Here is a 16069-nt window from a genome sequence, read left to right on the forward strand (position 1 = left end):
TAGTAAATTTGTAAATTTTATAATCGTTTGTTTTATCGATCATCATTGAATCCCAACCCTCTAAACGCCAGTTTAGGATAAGGAGGTCTGAGGATAAGCAAGTAGTGTTAGAAATTTTTTAGATTTATTGAAATTAAAAGCATTTACGCAAGAAAGTATATGAACTAAGAAATTAATAGGGGAGCGATGTCTTGAATGTTCAAGGTTCATGCTGTTTTTTAGTACATTAAATACTGATTCAATTATTGATCTGCTTTTTAAGAGTATTTTATCTTCTATATCTAATAAATGATTTTTCATATCCTTGCGAATCCCAGTAAATAACCGTAGCCCACGACTAAATAATTTAGCGGACATTTCCTTAGAAATATAAGCCTTGTCTCCAAATAATTTACCCCATAATCCTTTGGTAATTGAGTCTACAGCAGATAAATCACTAGCATTACCCTTTGTTATTTTAATTGCCATAATCTGACCTTTATTATTAATTACAATATGTAATTTAAATCCCATAAACCATCCGTAACTACTCATACCTATTTTAGCAATGCCACTAAACACTTTATTATTATTTGTACGTTTTGCATGACATATCGATAATTTGGTTGAATCAACAAAATATATACCAGTCTCATCTCCTGTAAATAATTGTAACATTATAGTTAAAGGTAATACTAATCTTGGCCACAACTGGATTATCCGACTGTAACTAGGAAGACTAAAATATCCTCTATATTTACATGATAGATGATATAAATAATAATTCTTAAAATCTTTGCATGGAGATATATAAAAATATAATACTATAGTTATATAGTTCTGAAAGCCTTAAACTCCCTGATCTCCTACGCTTCCTAACGCTGGGTATTAATTTGCTTTCTTCCCATTCTTCGTAAACTTTACAATAATTATCTATTATACAAAATAGAGTTATGATACATCTTTTCATTGTTGAGTGCATATTTTTTTGATTCAAAATCTATGTAACTCAACACTCCTCTCTTGTAAATACCCTGCTTTATTATCTTTATTCCTTACACTCTTATCCTAAACTGGCGTTCTAAAAGATCAAGAGGGAAAAAAGTATCACCTTCGTAGTCTTTATTTATCTTTGTTAGTAGAAACTCATCGATAAGATTTTGTTTTAGAAAAAAAGTAGCTATTTCTGCACCTCCAACCATAAAAATTTTTTTATCGCTAAAAAGCTTTATCACTTCCCAAAACTCATCCAAAGATTTCACAAAAAACACGCCATTATCGAAAAATTGAGTAGGTATATTTTTTGAAAAGACAATACAAATACAGTTTTGCAAGATTTTAGAAGGCAATGAGTCAAAGGTTTTATGCCCCATGACTATAATATTATTTTTCACTATTTGATAAAAATACTCAAATTCTTTAGGGTAAGACCAAGGCATTTGACCTTTCAGACCTATTATTCCGGTAGGATCGCATGCCATTATGCCGGTAATTTTTATAATAAGAACCTCCAAATTAAATTTAGGATAAGACTTTAAAAAATTTTATCCTATACTGACGTTTTAACTATTTGCTTTGCTGCGAAAAATCTTTGATGATCTTCAACATTATGCACTCGTAAATAGTTGACCACATTTTCAGCTAAATATTTTGATATTGCTATTGTTTCTAAATCTCTTTCTTTTGCGATAGAATTATAGAAAGCAGAAATATAAGATTTTCTTGAGTGACCAACTAATATCTCACATCCTAATTTTTTAAATTCTTGAATATTTTGTAGTATATGTAAATTTTGGTAAACAGACTTTCCAAAACCTATACCAGGATCAAAAATTATATCTTTTCTATCAAATCCACATTTTTCTAATTTTACTATTTCTTGCTCTGCCCATATATTTAAGCTAATAATCGGAGATTTATCAAAATCAAGACATTGCTGTTTTTGTGGCGGAACGGTTAGCGAATGCATAATAACAATTTTACAATTATAATCTGCAATTAATCGTAATGTATCATTATCTAAATTAGTTTTAACTAAGTTAATACAATGAACGGGATATTTTTTTAGAATTCGTTTTATCACTTCAGGTGAAAAACTATCGATACTAATAAGGGCTTCTGTTTTTTCTATAACTCCTTTTAGCTCTTCAAGAACACTATCAAGCCTAGTATATTCTTCATCCTCACTAATCATAAAAGCAGAGGGACGTGTTGACTGAGCACCAAGATCGATCATACTAGATCCTGCATCCATTAAATGTACAAAATTCTTAACGGCATCTTCCTTATGAAAACTCAAACCTCCATCAGAAAAAGAATCAGGAGTAATATTTAAAATACCAACAAATTGAGGATTTAAAATAAGTGAGCGTATAACCCCTTGATTTTCGATTAAATGGGCTATTTCTGCAAAAGTTTTATCGTTATAGAGGTTATTATCAGGGCAAATATAACGGCATTCTATGCTCAAGCTTGCAATAAGATGAATAAGAAACGGTCTATTTAATAATTGGGAATGAGGTATTTTTAAATCTGGTAAATCTATATAATAATTATCCCAAAGTAAAATATCTAGATCAATAACTCGTGGACACCATTTATCATAATTGTCTTTTCTGCCTATTTGCTGTTCAATCTTTTTAAGCACAGTTAGCAATGCATTGGGCAATAAAGCAGTAGTACCTTGTACCACCATGTTAAAATATGGCTTATCCCAACTACTATCTGCGTTAGGTGGTAGAATAGCTTGCGTCTCAAAAATAATAGATTGCCTAAGTAGTACAAAACCATAGCTTTTGAGTAAATTTAGAGCTCTTCATAATATTTAAAAATCTGTTGCCTGAATTACTGCCTATAGAAATATAAATCATATACTATTTTTCCCTGAGTAAGAAAAAGAGACCCCGCCATGTACTCCTGAAACTGGTGATTTTAATTTAGTAACAGTTACCTTTAAAAAAACTTTTTCTGATTTAGTTTTGATAAGATCATGATAAATAATATCATATATTCGGGCTGCTAAATATTCGATAAGATTAAAGCGATTCTCCTGACAAATCTTTTGTATCAGTCTTACAGTTTCTGCATAGCAAATGGTATCATCGATATTATCAGTTTGAGTAGCTAGTGGAGGAGTAGCGAAAATTAGTTTTATATTAATTTCTACAGCTTGAGCATGGTGTTTTTCTTCAGAGCCGCAACCAAGATGTATCCAAGTTATTAATTTTTCAATATTACGTTCGCATGAATGATTTAAGTTGAAAGTGCTTTCTCCATAATAATTGAATTAATTTTATTAAACTATAAACGCCAGTTTAGGATAAGAGTGTAAGGAATAAAGATAATAAAGCAGGGTATTTACAAGAGAGGAGTGTTGAGTTACATAGATTTTGAATCAAAAAAATATGCACTCAACAATGAAAAGATGTATCATAACTCTATTTTGTATAATATTAACCCACCAATTAAATACCTGACTTAAGAGGCATATTTAACATCATCGGCTTGGAACAATTTTTGTATATGTTTAGGATTGTTCTGTAAGCAACGTAAATAAGATTTAAGATTGTATTTTAACTCATCTTTTGTAAGAGGTATATGTTTTCTATTTACATTTCTTTTTAAGTCATTATTTAAGTATTCATCTGGATTATGTTGTGGAGTATAAGGAGGCAAAAAAAACAAAGAAATTTTATCTTTATGCTTATTTGTCCAGCTGTATACTTTTTTACTATGATGTACTTTTAAATTGTCTAATATTAAAAAGATCTTCCTTCTTGCAGATTTCACTAATCTTCTTAGAAATTCTATAAATATATCTGTTTTTAGTGTATCTTCATATAACATGAACCTTAGTTTACCATTGTTCGTAACAGTTGATATCATATTTATAGTAAATCGTTTTGATTTATGAATAACTACGGGTGTTTTGCCTTTTAAAGAATAGCTCTGTAACACCTGACATTCTGATTTTATACCCACTTCATCACACCAGTGTATTTCAGCTTGTTCCATTTGTGCTTGTTTTACTATTGCGGGATATTCTTCATCTAGCCATACTTGAACTTGTTTTGGCTGTTGCTCATAAGCTAATTTCTTTGGTTTTTGTGCAGTATATCCCCATCTTCTTAAATATTCTCCAATCGTACTTAATGGCAAAAAGAAACCACAGCATTTTTTAATCAGGGCATTAATAGCTTTTCTTGACCATAGTGCAGATTTGATATTGTGATCTTCTGGTCTAGAGTGATTTATATAATCTTGTATTTTTTTACCCAGCATTTCATTTATTATTCTTTTCTCTCCTGTCTTTCTTCCTCTAGACTTGCCAGTTATTGCATATTTATCACCTCTTCTTCTTTTGTTAACCCAGTTACTAATAGTCTGACGTGTTACTCCTATAAGATTTGATACATCTGATTGTTTTTCTCCTTTATCAATTGCTCTTAATGCAACTTTTCTTAAAGCTGCTTGTGCACTCGTTGATAATGTCCTAAAATCTTCTTTTTTTAGCATTATTTCATTCTAACATTATATTTTAGTATTTGCAACTATTATGTCAGGTATTTAATTGGTGGGTTAATAGATAATTATTGTAAAGTTTACGAAGAATGGGAAGAAAGCAAATTAATACCCAGCGTTAGGAAGCGTAGGAGATCAGGGAGTTTAAGGCTTTCAGAACTATATAACTATAGTATTATATTTTTATATATCTCCATGCAAAGATTTTAAGAATTATTATTTATATCATCTATCATGTAAATATAGAGGATATTTTAGTCTTCCTAGTTACAGTCGGATAATCCAGTTGTGGCCAAGATTAGTATTACCTTTAACTATAATGTTACAATTATTTACAGGAGATGAGACTGGTATATATTTTGTTGATTCAACCAAATTATCGATATGTCATGCAAAACGTACAAATAATAATAAAGTGTTTAGTGGCATTGCTAAAATAGGTATGAGTAGTTACGGATGGTTTATGGGATTTAAATTACATATTGTAATTAATAATAAAGGTCAGATTATGGCAATTAAAATAACAAAGGGTAATGCTAGTGATTTATCTGCTGTAGACTCAATTACCAAAGGATTATGGGGTAAATTATTTGGAGACAAGGCTTATATTTCTAAGGAAATGTCCGCTAAATTATTTAGTCGTGGGCTACGGTTATTTACTGGGATTCGCAAGGATATGAAAAATCATTTATTAGATATAGAAGATAAAATACTCTTAAAAAGCAGATCAATAATTGAATCAGTATTTAATGTACTAAAAAACAGCATGAACCTTGAACATTCAAGACATCGCTCCCCTATTAATTTCTTAGTTCATATACTTTCTTGCGTAAATGCTTTTAATTTCAATAAATCTAAAAAATTTCTAACACTACTTGCTTATCCTCAGACCTCCTTATCCTAAACTGGCGTTATAAGGCTTTTGTAGAAGAAGACAATATTTAAATTGAAATACCGCCGCTTTTTTTAAAACCGGCACGAGCTCTTTCAAGCTTTTTAATAAGTTTAGGGGAATATGATTTGATATCTCTTGGCTTTCCACCCTCATATTTTTGGGCTAATTTCATTCCACCTCTAATAAAATTATAGGCAAAGTTCATTAATTTTGTCTCACCGGCTATCCTTTTCGGATTCATAAACATATAAATCTGATAAACAGCAAAACTTTTGATCAAACGCTTTAGGTCTATTCTTGCCTGCTTAGTTAAGCCTTGTAATTTATCTTTCGGGTTTGCAAGGTTTTTATTAGCATCTCTAACAATTTTGGAATGTTGATGCATTAAATAGTTACTGACTTCGGAAATATTTTTACTGATAAGTTTTTCATCCATCTTCAGCATTTTAAGCTTTAGATTTTTAGTTTTACCTAAATATTTGCGGATCAATAAAATAATTTGTGATTGGAGTTGAGTTAAATCCATAGTTTGTTCATTTAAGATAGCAAGTATCTGCTCTATCTCATATTCAAAATCTTCATTTTGGCTCAACTCCTCAAAAAGCTCTTCTACTTCTGTGCTTTCAAGTACAAGCGAGTCGCTAATACCCATTAAAGCATCTTTTATTTGCTCAGCAATTTTTTTTGTATCATCAGCTGGATAATCTTGAGTCATATCTAATTTGTAATTAAATATATTTATTTTATACTATCACCTCATTTTTACTTGTCTATAAAAATTATATTAAGATATTTTAATTACCTGAGTCTGAGTAATAATCAGAATCGTCACCACTTAGTAAAACATCCTTAGGATCGTAAATAGGGCGTGAGAAATCTACAGATGTATCTTGCTCTATATTTTGAGGAATATCAAATTTTTCTGCTAATTCCTTATATCCTGTAGCTTGCATAAAATATTCTGTTTTATTATTATTATTCGGTAAAACTGTATTTGCTAGATTTCTATATATATCAGATAATTTTAAGTAATCCTTAGGCTCAACTATTCCTTCCATTTTACCTATAGCAATAAGATAAGCTTTTGTTGCATCATCTATTCTGCTGTGTTTTTTATAATATCCTGCCTGCAATAAATACTCATCTGCTAAATTCCTATTATTTATCTGAGAGTTATGCATCATATCATCGATTAATCCATTAAATGCTTTTTCCTCATCATCAATACATTTAGTTTTTCTTAAATATTCTAATGCTTTTGCATATTCTCTTTGCTGTAAATATATGTTACCGAGTTTTGTATTTGCTTTAACAGAATCTAGTGCAGCAGCTTTTTTATATAAATCTATTGCAGAAGGTATACTTACAACTTGTGCATGCTGACAATAAATTTCAGCTAATTGATTTTTGTACAATTCATCTTGTTTATTATGAAAAGCGATAGATCCATGCGTTGCTATTAATAACTCCCCTAACGAATTATAAGCACTCTGTTCTTGCATAGGTGCTATTTGGCTATGTAGTAGCTTACTATATATTACTTCAGTAAAACTTTTTTCATCAATAGATTTAAATGCTGTAATACAAGTCCAAAGAGATTTAGCTTGTTGCTCACTAATCGAACTTACTAATTTTTTAAAGTTACTTATACTATCAAGTATGATCTTAGACATATCTAAAGATTTAAAAGATATACAATGAATATTGTTTGTTAATGTATCTGTAATATCCTTTAAATTTTGAATCTTAGCATCTTTAATAGATTTTAAAAAAGCTTTTAGATTTTCTATGTTATTTATTTGATTTATATCTAAAATCTTACTATTTTTTATATCTTGATAAAAGTCTTTAATAGCATCATTTAGCTTACCAACGAATGAAAACTCATCACTTTTTAATACAGTTTTAAAAGACTCTATTAATTCTGCTTCTAAATCTATTTTATTAAAAGAAGCAAATAAAGTGCTAAACCAATCTTTAACATCAATTATGTCTAAATCATGTTGATCACTTAATTTAGTGTCAGAAAAATGTTTTAAATAATTTAAGAAGCTTTCCAATTTAGAGTTTGGAGTTTCTAAAATCTGATTTAATTCCTTAACAACTTCTAAAAAACTTCCTATAGTTTTATTACTATTATCTGTAGCTTTATAATTTTTTATGGTTTCTACTAATTTTTGTAACTTATCAGTATTATTAGAAACTTTAAATTTAAAGACTAAACTCTTTTCTTTCTCCCATTTTGCATATACTAATTCTTTAAATTTGCTGACCTCATTTGTTATATTGTTCTTAACGGTCTGTATTATAAAATATGGAATAAGTTTTTCATCGATGGTTATTTTATTATTTTCATTTTGAGTTATATAATTGCCAGACTTAAAACTTGGTAAAGCTTTATAATCCTTTGCTTGTTCACTAGCTTGGGGCAATAAATATATAGAGTCTTGTATTTTATTAATAAAAGATTTTTGTTTATCATTAAAATTACAAAGCTCAATAGCATCATGGAAAATATTAGAAATACGTTCTTTATCATCGCTTGGTTTGCTGTCAGTTACCACTATAGCCACATTCCCTTCATTTATATCAACATTGCCAAGTAATTGAGTAAATTTTTTAAATATCTGAGCGATGTTTTTTATACCCTCTTCTGCATTTTTTGTTGTATCAATATTTTTTACTGCCAATATAAATTTAGTAGGAGCAGTACTCAAAATTTTTGGCAATAAGAATTTATCTAAGGTAAGTTCTTGTGTTGAAGCTTCACTATTTAAATAAGGACTTTTATATGTTACATAGCCTCTAAAACTGTCTAAAATTTCTGGATTATCTACAGGATTTTTTTTTGAAAAATACCAATCTTTGTGCGTATTACGTTCCAAACTTAATTTATTATCTTTAAAAAAATTAACTATAATATTTAGATCTTGTTGTTCTTGTCCTAGTATAATTAGGACTTTCTTATTTTTACTAAAAATAGATTCATCACTATATTTATTAACTAAGTTAATAAAATTTTCACTCTCGAATATATTTTCTATTTCTTTTTCTATGCCTAGTTTCACCACAGTTTTAGTGCTTTCTTCTACTTGTTTTGTTTGAGTTTCATTTTTATTACTGGTAATTGACTCTTGGGATGAGCTATTTGTAGAGCTTATTTGTTTCTCTCTAATATATCTAGGATGTTTAGGGTGTTTAGGATGATTGATCATAATTAACCTATTACTTAGTTGTTTTTTCTAATTAAATCTAAACTTTTAGATTAGCTTAATAATTTAGATAAATTAATTAATAAATCTTAACTAAAAAGATTTGATGTGATAAAAATAACACTAAACAAATATTGCAATATTTATACGCATGTATGATTATTTTTACTTTATTTACTAGACTAATAAGCTTTATAATTGTAGTTATTTCTAATTATGTATAAATTTTAATAATATATTTTCGTTAACTAATTTCGGCAGGGTATGAAAAAACATAAAAACCAAATGTACCTAATAAAAATCTTCATAGCCTTAGCTGTAATCACTGGCATAATATATCTATATTTATTTTACTCTTCGTTTGAACCATCTCAGATTTATATTAATACGAAAGTTAGCAATAAAAATAATTCTCAAGCCATCAAATTCGCTCTTAAGGATCAAAAAGGGAAAGTTTTTAATGATAAAGATTTAAAAGGACATCTAAGCCTAATTTACTTTGGCGTTACTTACTCGTTAGATGATGAGAATGCATTGAAAAAGATAGAGGATATTATAAAGATTTTATAAAAAGAAAATATCGTAGTGCAGACAGTATTTATTACTCTAGATCCAGTTAACCACCCTGCATTGCAAATGCAGGGCTTAAGATTATGGCATCAATGCCTTAGCTATAGCTAGTTTTCAACTTGAAAGTTTCCAAACTTATCATCTCTCGATTCATGTTTATCAATATAATCCTTGATCATTTGGTCAGTCACATTGCCTGTGGTTCTGACAAAATATCCAACAGCCCATAAGTGTTTACCCCAATACTGTTTCCGTAATTCTGGAAATTCCTGCTGAATCTTCCTTGAACTCTTTCCTTTTAGATACTGTACCACCTTACTAATACTTTGATAAGGTGGCACAGATACATAGATATGTACGTGATTTGAAGCTATCTTCCCTCTTAATATCTCTACTCCATTATCCTTACATATCTCTTGGGTTAGGTCCTTGACTCTCCTACCAATATCACCAACCAATATATTATATCGATATTTAGTCACCCATACTATATGATAAGTGCAATCGTAAACTGTGTGGCTTATCTTCTTGTAATACTGCATCTCTACATTCTATATGTTAAAACGACGCACTGCAAGTGCGGGGTTTTTCTCCCAAATTTGGGACAATAAATGATACAAGCGAAGTACTCAAAAAATATCTTGAAAATATAGATAATAATTTTATAGGTTTAACCGGTACAATAGATGATATTACGCAGGTTGCTAATGAATTCAAAGTATTTTATGAGCCAAAAACATTTGATACAGAAACCGGTAAATATGAACTAAAACACTCTAATTTTGTATATTTAATTAGTAGCGATGGAAAGTTTCTTAAACATTATTGCTTAGGCTTACCTAAAAATGATAGGTAAAGGTTTTCGTCATTGCGAGGAGGCATTGTCTGCATGGATTAGCTTTTGTCATCCCGTGGCGGCTTTGTTGCGTGAATCAGTTTTCCAGTTGTCATCCCCGCGAGCTTGTAGCGGGATCCAGTTAAAAACACTAATAAAATTAGTATTTTTTATTATTTTTTGGATCCGTGGACAAGCAACTAGATGACACCTAAACTCATAACCCCACTAAGCTTTTTGCAAAATCGTGTCGGTTAAATATTTTCAAATCTTCTATCTGTTCGCCTATACCAATAAAATATATCGGTAAATTAAATTTCTGCACTATCCCGACAATCACGCCAGCTTTAGCACTACCGTCAAGCTTGGTTACAATAAGACCGGTTAAATTAGTAGCCTCGTTAAAATGCTCCACTTGGTTATAGGTATTTTGTCCAGTAATAGCATCTATCACTAAAACGCTATGAGTAGGGAGGTCCTCGTCTACTTTCTTGATAACTTTCACAATCTTAGTAAGCTCATCCATCAAGTTCTTTTTATTGTGAAGTCTGCCTGCTGTGTCAATAAAAAGTATATCGATATTTTGCTTAATTGACTCTTCTACTGCTCTGTAAGCAACGCTTGCGGGATCTGCTGCCTCTTCGCCGGTAATAAGCAAAGCTTTTGCTCTGGTTACCCAACTATCTAACTGATTTACGGCGGCGGCTCTGAACGTATCACATGCGGCAACTGCTACTTTTTTACCCTGCATTCCATACATTGCAGCAAGCTTACCGATAGTGGTTGTTTTACCTGCACCATTAACACCACATACTAAAACCACGTTTAGTTTATTTTCATTTAAAGTGAAAGGAATTTCTGATTCTAATAATTGCTGTTCAATAAGATTTGCTAGAGTTTCTTTTATTTCGGTAGTTTCAACTTCTTTATCGAATTTGAGCGATTTAAAATCTTCGATAATTTTAGCTGCTACCAAACTTCCCATGTCAGTTGAAATTAATAGCTCTTCCAGCTCCTCTAATGTTTCTGCATCTAGTTTTTTCTTATAAAATATCTTATCAATACCTGCTGATATTTTACCTGAGGTCTTAGATAAACCTTGCTTTAATTTGCTAAATATCGAAATCATTTTTTGTTTATGTTTATTCTAAAATGCGTTGTTATACTTATGATCTGTGATCCTGTAACTTTTTTGTTATATGGATCGAAAAGTATTTTTCAATCGCTCGCAATGACGATTCGTTATCCATGCAATAACACTGACTTAAGCACTTCCTACTTGGGAAGAGAAATGTGCCTCATCAATGCCTAAATGCTTTAATGCATTATGCCATTTATTTTCAGGATTATCAGCAAAAATAAATTCTTTATCACAATCCATAACTAGCCATAGATTTTCTTCTAGCTCTTTTTCAAGCTGCCCTGCTTTCCACCCAGTATATCCTACAATTAATAAGCTGTTTTTAGGTCCTTTACCGAAAGCTATATCTTCTGAAATTTCTAAATTAGAGCTTACTGCTAAATCATTATGAAAATCTAATAATAAGTTTTTATTATAATCTGTGGAATGTAAAAAGAATCCTTTTTCATGCTCTACAGGTCCGCCAAGATATATAGGCACCATAACAGGATTTACTATTTCATCATTTTTTATTTTAAAAAATGATTTTAAATCTATATGATTTACTAAACGATTAAACATTAATCCTATTGCACCTTCTTCTGTATGTGATAACATATAAATCAAGGATTTATGGTAGATACCTTTTGTAATTACATAAGGTGTTGAAACTAGTGTTTTACCGGATAGGTTATAAAAGATCTTATCATTCATAATAAAACTAGTATTATAATAGTTATTTATTAAGTATATAAGATTTAAATTCAATTATTCAATAGAAGTTAACAATAATGATCACATTTTTTGATATTACTATTTTTTCTATTATCACACTTTTTTCGTTTTTTGGATTATACCAAGGGATAATAGGTTTTTCGACAAGAATACTCGGTTTTATTACCTCGATAATGTTAACATATTTCTTATATCCACATATTTCGCAAATAATAAGCAAATACGTACATAATGAGGTTGTAAGAGTAATATAAGTAGCGGGGTTATATCCTATATTATTTCTTTAATCTTATGCATTTTTATCGTCTATAAATTCCTAGCAATAATTTCATTTATGAGGAATGGTTTCATTGATCGATTTTTGGGATTATTAGCCGGTTTTGCAGTAGGAGCTGCTATTTCAGCCGTGATATTTTTTATAACAATGATTTTTACATCTGAAAATTATTATAAAAGTAAATCTTTAGAGGATTTCATAGCAAGCAGCAAAAGCAATAAATATTCAGGAGTGCTTAAAGATTCTTTAACTACAGAATATTTTGATGAATTAAATAAAAACATAATAGTTATTATCCCTGTTGAGACTTTAAAATCAGTTAAAACCTTAAACAGTAAAGATTTAGGTAATTTCAAATCTAATGATGAAAATAACCAATCTTCTCAAGAATTAGATGATGAGCTTAATGATAATGATGCATTTTCCGATGTGGATGATTAGAAAAAACGCTCGATGTCGTGTGATGGCATTTCTCGTGTGGATCAAGAGTCATCATTGCGAGGCATTGTTGCGTGGATACCAAATCGTCTGAGCTACGCGAATGAAATGAGCGTGGCAATCCAGAAAAAATAATAAAAAATACTAATATTATTAGTATTTTTTAGCCGATCCATGCGACAATGCCTTATTCCGAGGAGATTCGTAGAATCGACTTGGCAATCTCATAAAGTGGAATTCCTGAGATTAATTAGTCGAACTTTCAGTTTCTTCTCACAATGATGTTTTTTGTCTTAAGAGTCTTTAGTTTCTTTGTTTTGGCTTGATGCGGATTCTAGCATCGCTACTGCCTTATTTAGTTCTACTTGGCTACAAAGTCCAAGTAATACAGGGTCACGTGGATGAATAGATTTCATATTCCAATGGCTGCGGGTTCTAATAGCATCGATGGTAGTTTTAGTAGTACCAATAAGCTTAACTACTTGATTATCTTGAATATCTGGATAATTACGTAGTAACCAGTATATAGCATCAGGTTTATCTTGGCGTCTTGCAATTGGTGTATATTTAGCACGCTGTTTTTTCTGATTCTTCATTAATTCATAGGCAGGGCTATGAGAAATTTGTAGGACATTTTTAGGGTCTTTGCTACAACGATCAATTTCCTCCAGAGTTAGCTGACCATTTGCAATCGGGTCAAGCCCTTTAATAGATTGTGCTACTTCACCATCTGCCATACCTTTTATTTCAAGTTCATGAATACCACAAAAATCAGCAATCTGCTTAAAAGTTAATGAGGTGTTTTCAATTAACCACATAGCCGTAGCTTTTGGAAGTAGCGGTAATATTTTTTGGGAATTCATGATATTTGTTTTTTAGCTTAATAAGAAAGGTTATAACAAATGGTGCTATTTAAGTCAATCTTCATTTATGTCATCTCGTGGACAAGCAACTAGATGACACGAGGACGTTTTTCGATCTATGTAACACATTCTAGTCTTCATTTAGAAACTTGACAATTTCTTCAACTACTTTCTTAGCATCACCAAATAACATAAAGGTATTGTCGTGATAAAATAACTCATTTTCTATACCAGCATATCCTGAAGCCATAGAACGTTTAATAAACAAAACGCTACGAGCTTTTTCGACATCTAAAACAGGCATACCATAAATCGGGCTATCTGGATCATTTTTAGCAGCTGGATTAGTTACGTCGTTTGCTCCAATAACTAAAACTATATCGGTAGTAGCAAAATCTCTATTAATCTCTTCAAGCTCTAAAACTTTCTCATAATCAATATTAGCTTCAGCAAGTAGCACATTCATATGCCCTGGCATTCTACCTGCTACAGGATGTACAGCAAAACGTACGTTAATGTCTAACCCTTCTAATATATCGACCATTTCTTTTATAATATGCTGAGACTGAGCTACTGCCATACCATAACCAGGAACAATTATAACAGATGATGCATTACGCAATAAATTTGCTGCATCTTCAGGGCAGCTTGCTTTTGCTACCTTATCATCATTTATATTTTTACTAGCACCACTAGGAGCTGGTAAAAATGCACCAAAAATAACTTTGATTAAGGAGCGATTCATTGCCTTACACATTATATAGCTAAGTATAGCACCGCTACTACCAACTAAAGCTCCAGTAATAATCAACAAACTATTACTAAGGGTAAAACCTATACCGGCAGCTGCAAAACCTGAATAGGAATTTAACATCGATACTATCACCGGCATATCAGCACCGCCTACCGGTATTATAAGCAATACCCCAATTAGCAAAGATAGTAATATTATTAGGTTAAATAGAAATATATTTTCTGAGCGAATAAACAACACTATTAATGCGACTAATAATATTGTAGTCACTAAACATACATATTGCTGACCATAAAATTTTAATGGGCTGCTTTTCATTAAGCCTTGTAGCTTTAAAAAAGCAATAATTGAACCGCTAAAAGTTAAAGCACCTATAGATACACCTAGTGATATCTCTATCAAAGAACTGATAGGCAAGCTTCCTGCAATACCTATAGCAAAATTTTCAGGAGCAAGTACAGTAGCATAAGATACAAATACCGCAGCAAGACCAACAAAAGAGTGAAAGCCTGCAACTAATTGCGGCATTGCCGTCATAGAAATTTTAAGAGCAATTACCCCGCCTATTATGCCCCCAACTAATATAGTAGCTATAATAGGTAATTTATGGGCAAAATCAGGCAGAAAGAAAGTAACACCGACTGCTATTGTCATCCCCAAAATACCTATAGTACTGCCTAAACGTGCTTGTTTCTGTGATGACAAAAACTTGAGCGATAGAATAAAGCAAATAGCAGCTATGAGATATAATAATTGGATAATCTGTAAGGACATAGGTTAATATGTTTTATTTATATGTTTGCGTAAATTATATCCTCTGTCATCCCGTGGCGGCATTGCTGCGTGGATCAGTTTTTCCGTCTGAGCTAAGGAAATTACAAAGTAATTGACGAAGCAAGGAAGTATAAAAAATGCTATAAATTAGCATTTTTTATTATTTTTTCTGGATTGCCACGCTCCTTATAAGTCGCTCGCAATGACGATTATACTAAAAACTAAATCCTATACCTATAGAAACTACTAAAGGATTAAGCTTAGTTCTAGAGGTAACATTTTTATTTCCTACTAAACTTGGCTTATATACAATTTTAGGATTTAAATAATATTGTTTTATGTCTAAATTTATTACTGTATCATCTTTAGCATAGAAATCCAGACCTATTTGTCCTACAAAACCATTTCCGTTTCTTATCTTAATACCGCTAGATTGAGTGATCATATATGAACCATGATAACCTAGCCCTACATAAGGTCTAATGCCACCGAAAGGTGCCATATGAAATTGTCCTGTAATTGTTGCTGGGATCATGTAAAGAGGCTTGCTTTTACCAGGTGTTGCTCCAACGCCATAGTTATAGGATACATTACTAAGCACTGAATTTTTAGTACGTAAAACATTAAAACCTAAAGATAATTCAGTAGCAAAATAATTGTTGAAGAATATAGTAGTAGATATATCACCACCATAACCATTTTTTACAAACTCACCTATTGGAAGAGGCTGAGGAACTGTAGGAGCGGGTAAGTTTTTTTGCTTAGCATGTGCAAAAACTCCGTTTAGACGCATTTTAACGAGTAAACTTCCTTCATTTTCATAATATGGAATATCATCATAATTATATTCCGGTACAGCATTTACATCAGCTTCCATGCTTTTAGCAAAGCTATTAATGCTTATGCATGATACAAACAAAATTACTCCTAACCTTTTAGACATTCTTATCATAGTTACAATCCTTTAATTGCTTAAAATTCATTATTATATTATAACATAAGCTTTTCATCGTTATGTATTTATATTTTTTAGAAGATAAGATTCTTTCATATCAAAAGTCAAGAAATTTAAATAAAATTATAGAAATTACTGGAG

At 30.9% G+C, this 16069-nt stretch carries 14 protein-coding genes and 3 pseudogenes; 4 read left to right on the forward strand and 13 right to left on the reverse strand.

The annotated features are described in order from the left end of the window. Positions 1-72: 72 nt before the first annotated feature. The 5 genes from AAGD54_RS09200 to AAGD54_RS09220 all read right to left on the reverse strand — a co-directional run bounded on the left by AAGD54_RS09200 (position 73) and on the right by AAGD54_RS09220 (position 4494). Complete coding sequence (locus tag AAGD54_RS09200; protein WP_341795150.1) at positions 73-813, reverse strand: IS982 family transposase; 741 nt, start codon at positions 811-813, stop codon at positions 73-75. A 221-nt stretch (positions 814-1034) separates the two neighbouring features. Beyond that, complete coding sequence (locus AAGD54_RS09205) at positions 1035-1460, reverse strand: dihydrofolate reductase (protein ID WP_341794666.1); 426 nt, start codon at positions 1458-1460, stop codon at positions 1035-1037. A 68-nt stretch (positions 1461-1528) separates the two neighbouring features. Further along, complete coding sequence (folP, locus tag AAGD54_RS09210; protein WP_341795218.1) at positions 1529-2743, reverse strand: dihydropteroate synthase; 1215 nt, start codon at positions 2741-2743, stop codon at positions 1529-1531. 102 nt (positions 2744-2845) lie between these two features. Continuing rightward, complete coding sequence (locus AAGD54_RS09215; protein WP_341789247.1) at positions 2846-3211, reverse strand: dihydroneopterin aldolase; 366 nt, start codon at positions 3209-3211, stop codon at positions 2846-2848. A 245-nt stretch (positions 3212-3456) separates the two neighbouring features. Further along, on the reverse strand, positions 3457-4494 hold the full coding sequence (locus AAGD54_RS09220) for an IS630 family transposase (RefSeq protein ID WP_341794233.1): 1038 nt from the start codon (positions 4492-4494) through the stop codon (positions 3457-3459). A 193-nt stretch (positions 4495-4687) separates the two neighbouring features. Between AAGD54_RS09220 and AAGD54_RS09225 the strand changes: the two genes are divergently transcribed. After that, positions 4688-5404, forward strand: coding sequence for an IS982 family transposase (locus tag AAGD54_RS09225; RefSeq protein ID WP_341795139.1), 717 nt, complete (start codon positions 4688-4690; stop codon positions 5402-5404). Between the two features lie 37 nt (positions 5405-5441). Here the strand turns inward: AAGD54_RS09225 and AAGD54_RS09230 are convergent, their stop codons facing one another. Both AAGD54_RS09230 and AAGD54_RS09235 read right to left on the reverse strand, forming a co-directional pair. Beyond that, positions 5442-6110 carry a DUF5394 family protein gene (locus AAGD54_RS09230; protein WP_016948083.1) on the reverse strand — a complete coding sequence of 223 codons (669 nt, stop codon included), beginning with the start codon at positions 6108-6110 and terminating at the stop codon, positions 5442-5444. Positions 6111-6189: 79 nt separating this feature from the next. After that, complete coding sequence (locus AAGD54_RS09235; protein WP_341794667.1) at positions 6190-8610, reverse strand: hypothetical protein; 2421 nt, start codon at positions 8608-8610, stop codon at positions 6190-6192. A 261-nt stretch (positions 8611-8871) separates the two neighbouring features. On the opposite strand from AAGD54_RS09235, the pseudogene AAGD54_RS09240 reads away from it, so the two are divergent. After that, positions 8872-9174: pseudogene (locus tag AAGD54_RS09240) on the forward strand (photosynthetic protein synthase II); the annotation flags it as partial. Positions 9175-9284: 110 nt separating this feature from the next. Here the strand turns inward: AAGD54_RS09240 and tnpA are convergent. Beyond that, positions 9285-9719, reverse strand: coding sequence for an IS200/IS605 family transposase (gene tnpA / locus AAGD54_RS09245; protein ID WP_341794258.1), 435 nt, complete (start codon positions 9717-9719; stop codon positions 9285-9287). A 68-nt stretch (positions 9720-9787) separates the two neighbouring features. On the opposite strand from tnpA, the pseudogene AAGD54_RS09250 reads away from it, so the two are divergent. Next, positions 9788-10033: pseudogene (locus AAGD54_RS09250) on the forward strand (SCO family protein); the annotation flags it as partial. Positions 10034-10229: 196 nt separating this feature from the next. On the opposite strand, the gene ftsY reads toward AAGD54_RS09250, so the two are convergent. Further along, on the reverse strand, positions 10230-11141 hold the full coding sequence (gene ftsY, locus AAGD54_RS09255) for a signal recognition particle-docking protein FtsY (protein ID WP_341794668.1): 912 nt from the start codon (positions 11139-11141) through the stop codon (positions 10230-10232). A gap of 135 nt (positions 11142-11276) precedes the next feature. Then, positions 11277-11846, reverse strand: a complete 570-nt coding sequence (locus tag AAGD54_RS09260) for a YqgE/AlgH family protein (protein WP_011476723.1) — start codon at positions 11844-11846, stop codon at positions 11277-11279. Positions 11847-11923: 77 nt separating this feature from the next. Between AAGD54_RS09260 and AAGD54_RS09265 the strand changes: the two are divergent. Then, positions 11924-12585: pseudogene (locus AAGD54_RS09265) on the forward strand (CvpA family protein). 290 nt (positions 12586-12875) lie between these two features. Here the strand turns inward: AAGD54_RS09265 and AAGD54_RS09270 are convergent. The 3 genes from AAGD54_RS09270 to AAGD54_RS09280 form a co-directional block, all read right to left on the reverse strand. Beyond that, positions 12876-13445 carry a cell cycle transcriptional regulator TrcR gene (locus AAGD54_RS09270; RefSeq protein WP_341788581.1) on the reverse strand — a complete coding sequence of 190 codons (570 nt, stop codon included), beginning with the start codon at positions 13443-13445 and terminating at the stop codon, positions 12876-12878. A gap of 130 nt (positions 13446-13575) precedes the next feature. After that, entirely contained in the window at positions 13576-14973 is a 1398-nt protein-coding gene (locus AAGD54_RS09275; protein WP_341788582.1) for an NAD(P)(+) transhydrogenase (Re/Si-specific) subunit beta, read from the reverse strand. Between the two features lie 214 nt (positions 14974-15187). Continuing rightward, positions 15188-15925 carry an OmpW family outer membrane protein gene (locus tag AAGD54_RS09280; RefSeq protein ID WP_341788583.1) on the reverse strand — a complete coding sequence of 246 codons (738 nt, stop codon included), beginning with the start codon at positions 15923-15925 and terminating at the stop codon, positions 15188-15190. Positions 15926-16069: the final 144 nt, after the last annotated feature.

The organism is Rickettsia endosymbiont of Rhinocyllus conicus (genome assembly GCF_964026465.1).
Taxonomy (GTDB): Bacteria; Pseudomonadota; Alphaproteobacteria; order Rickettsiales; family Rickettsiaceae; genus Rickettsia.

Excerpts from the sequence above, each read along its gene's own strand:
- AAGD54_RS09205 (WP_341794666.1), bottom strand. The coding sequence starts at position 1,460 with ATGGCATGCGATCCTACCGGAATAATAGGTCTGAAAGGTCAAATGCCT.
- AAGD54_RS09220 (WP_341794233.1), bottom strand. The coding sequence starts at position 4,494 with ATGCTAAAAAAAGAAGATTTTAGGACATTATCAACGAGTGCACAAGCA.
- AAGD54_RS09230 (WP_016948083.1), bottom strand. The coding sequence starts at position 6,110 with ATGACTCAAGATTATCCAGCTGATGATACAAAAAAAATTGCTGAGCAA.
- AAGD54_RS09235 (WP_341794667.1), bottom strand. The coding sequence starts at position 8,610 with ATGATCAATCATCCTAAACACCCTAAACATCCTAGATATATTAGAGAG.
- tnpA (WP_341794258.1), bottom strand. The coding sequence starts at position 9,719 with ATGCAGTATTACAAGAAGATAAGCCACACAGTTTACGATTGCACTTAT.
- ftsY (WP_341794668.1), bottom strand. The coding sequence starts at position 11,141 with ATGATTTCGATATTTAGCAAATTAAAGCAAGGTTTATCTAAGACCTCA.
- AAGD54_RS09260 (WP_011476723.1), bottom strand. The coding sequence starts at position 11,846 with ATGAATGATAAGATCTTTTATAACCTATCCGGTAAAACACTAGTTTCA.
- AAGD54_RS09270 (WP_341788581.1), bottom strand. The coding sequence starts at position 13,445 with ATGAATTCCCAAAAAATATTACCGCTACTTCCAAAAGCTACGGCTATG.
- AAGD54_RS09275 (WP_341788582.1), bottom strand. The coding sequence starts at position 14,973 with ATGTCCTTACAGATTATCCAATTATTATATCTCATAGCTGCTATTTGC.
- AAGD54_RS09280 (WP_341788583.1), bottom strand. The coding sequence starts at position 15,925 with ATGATAAGAATGTCTAAAAGGTTAGGAGTAATTTTGTTTGTATCATGC.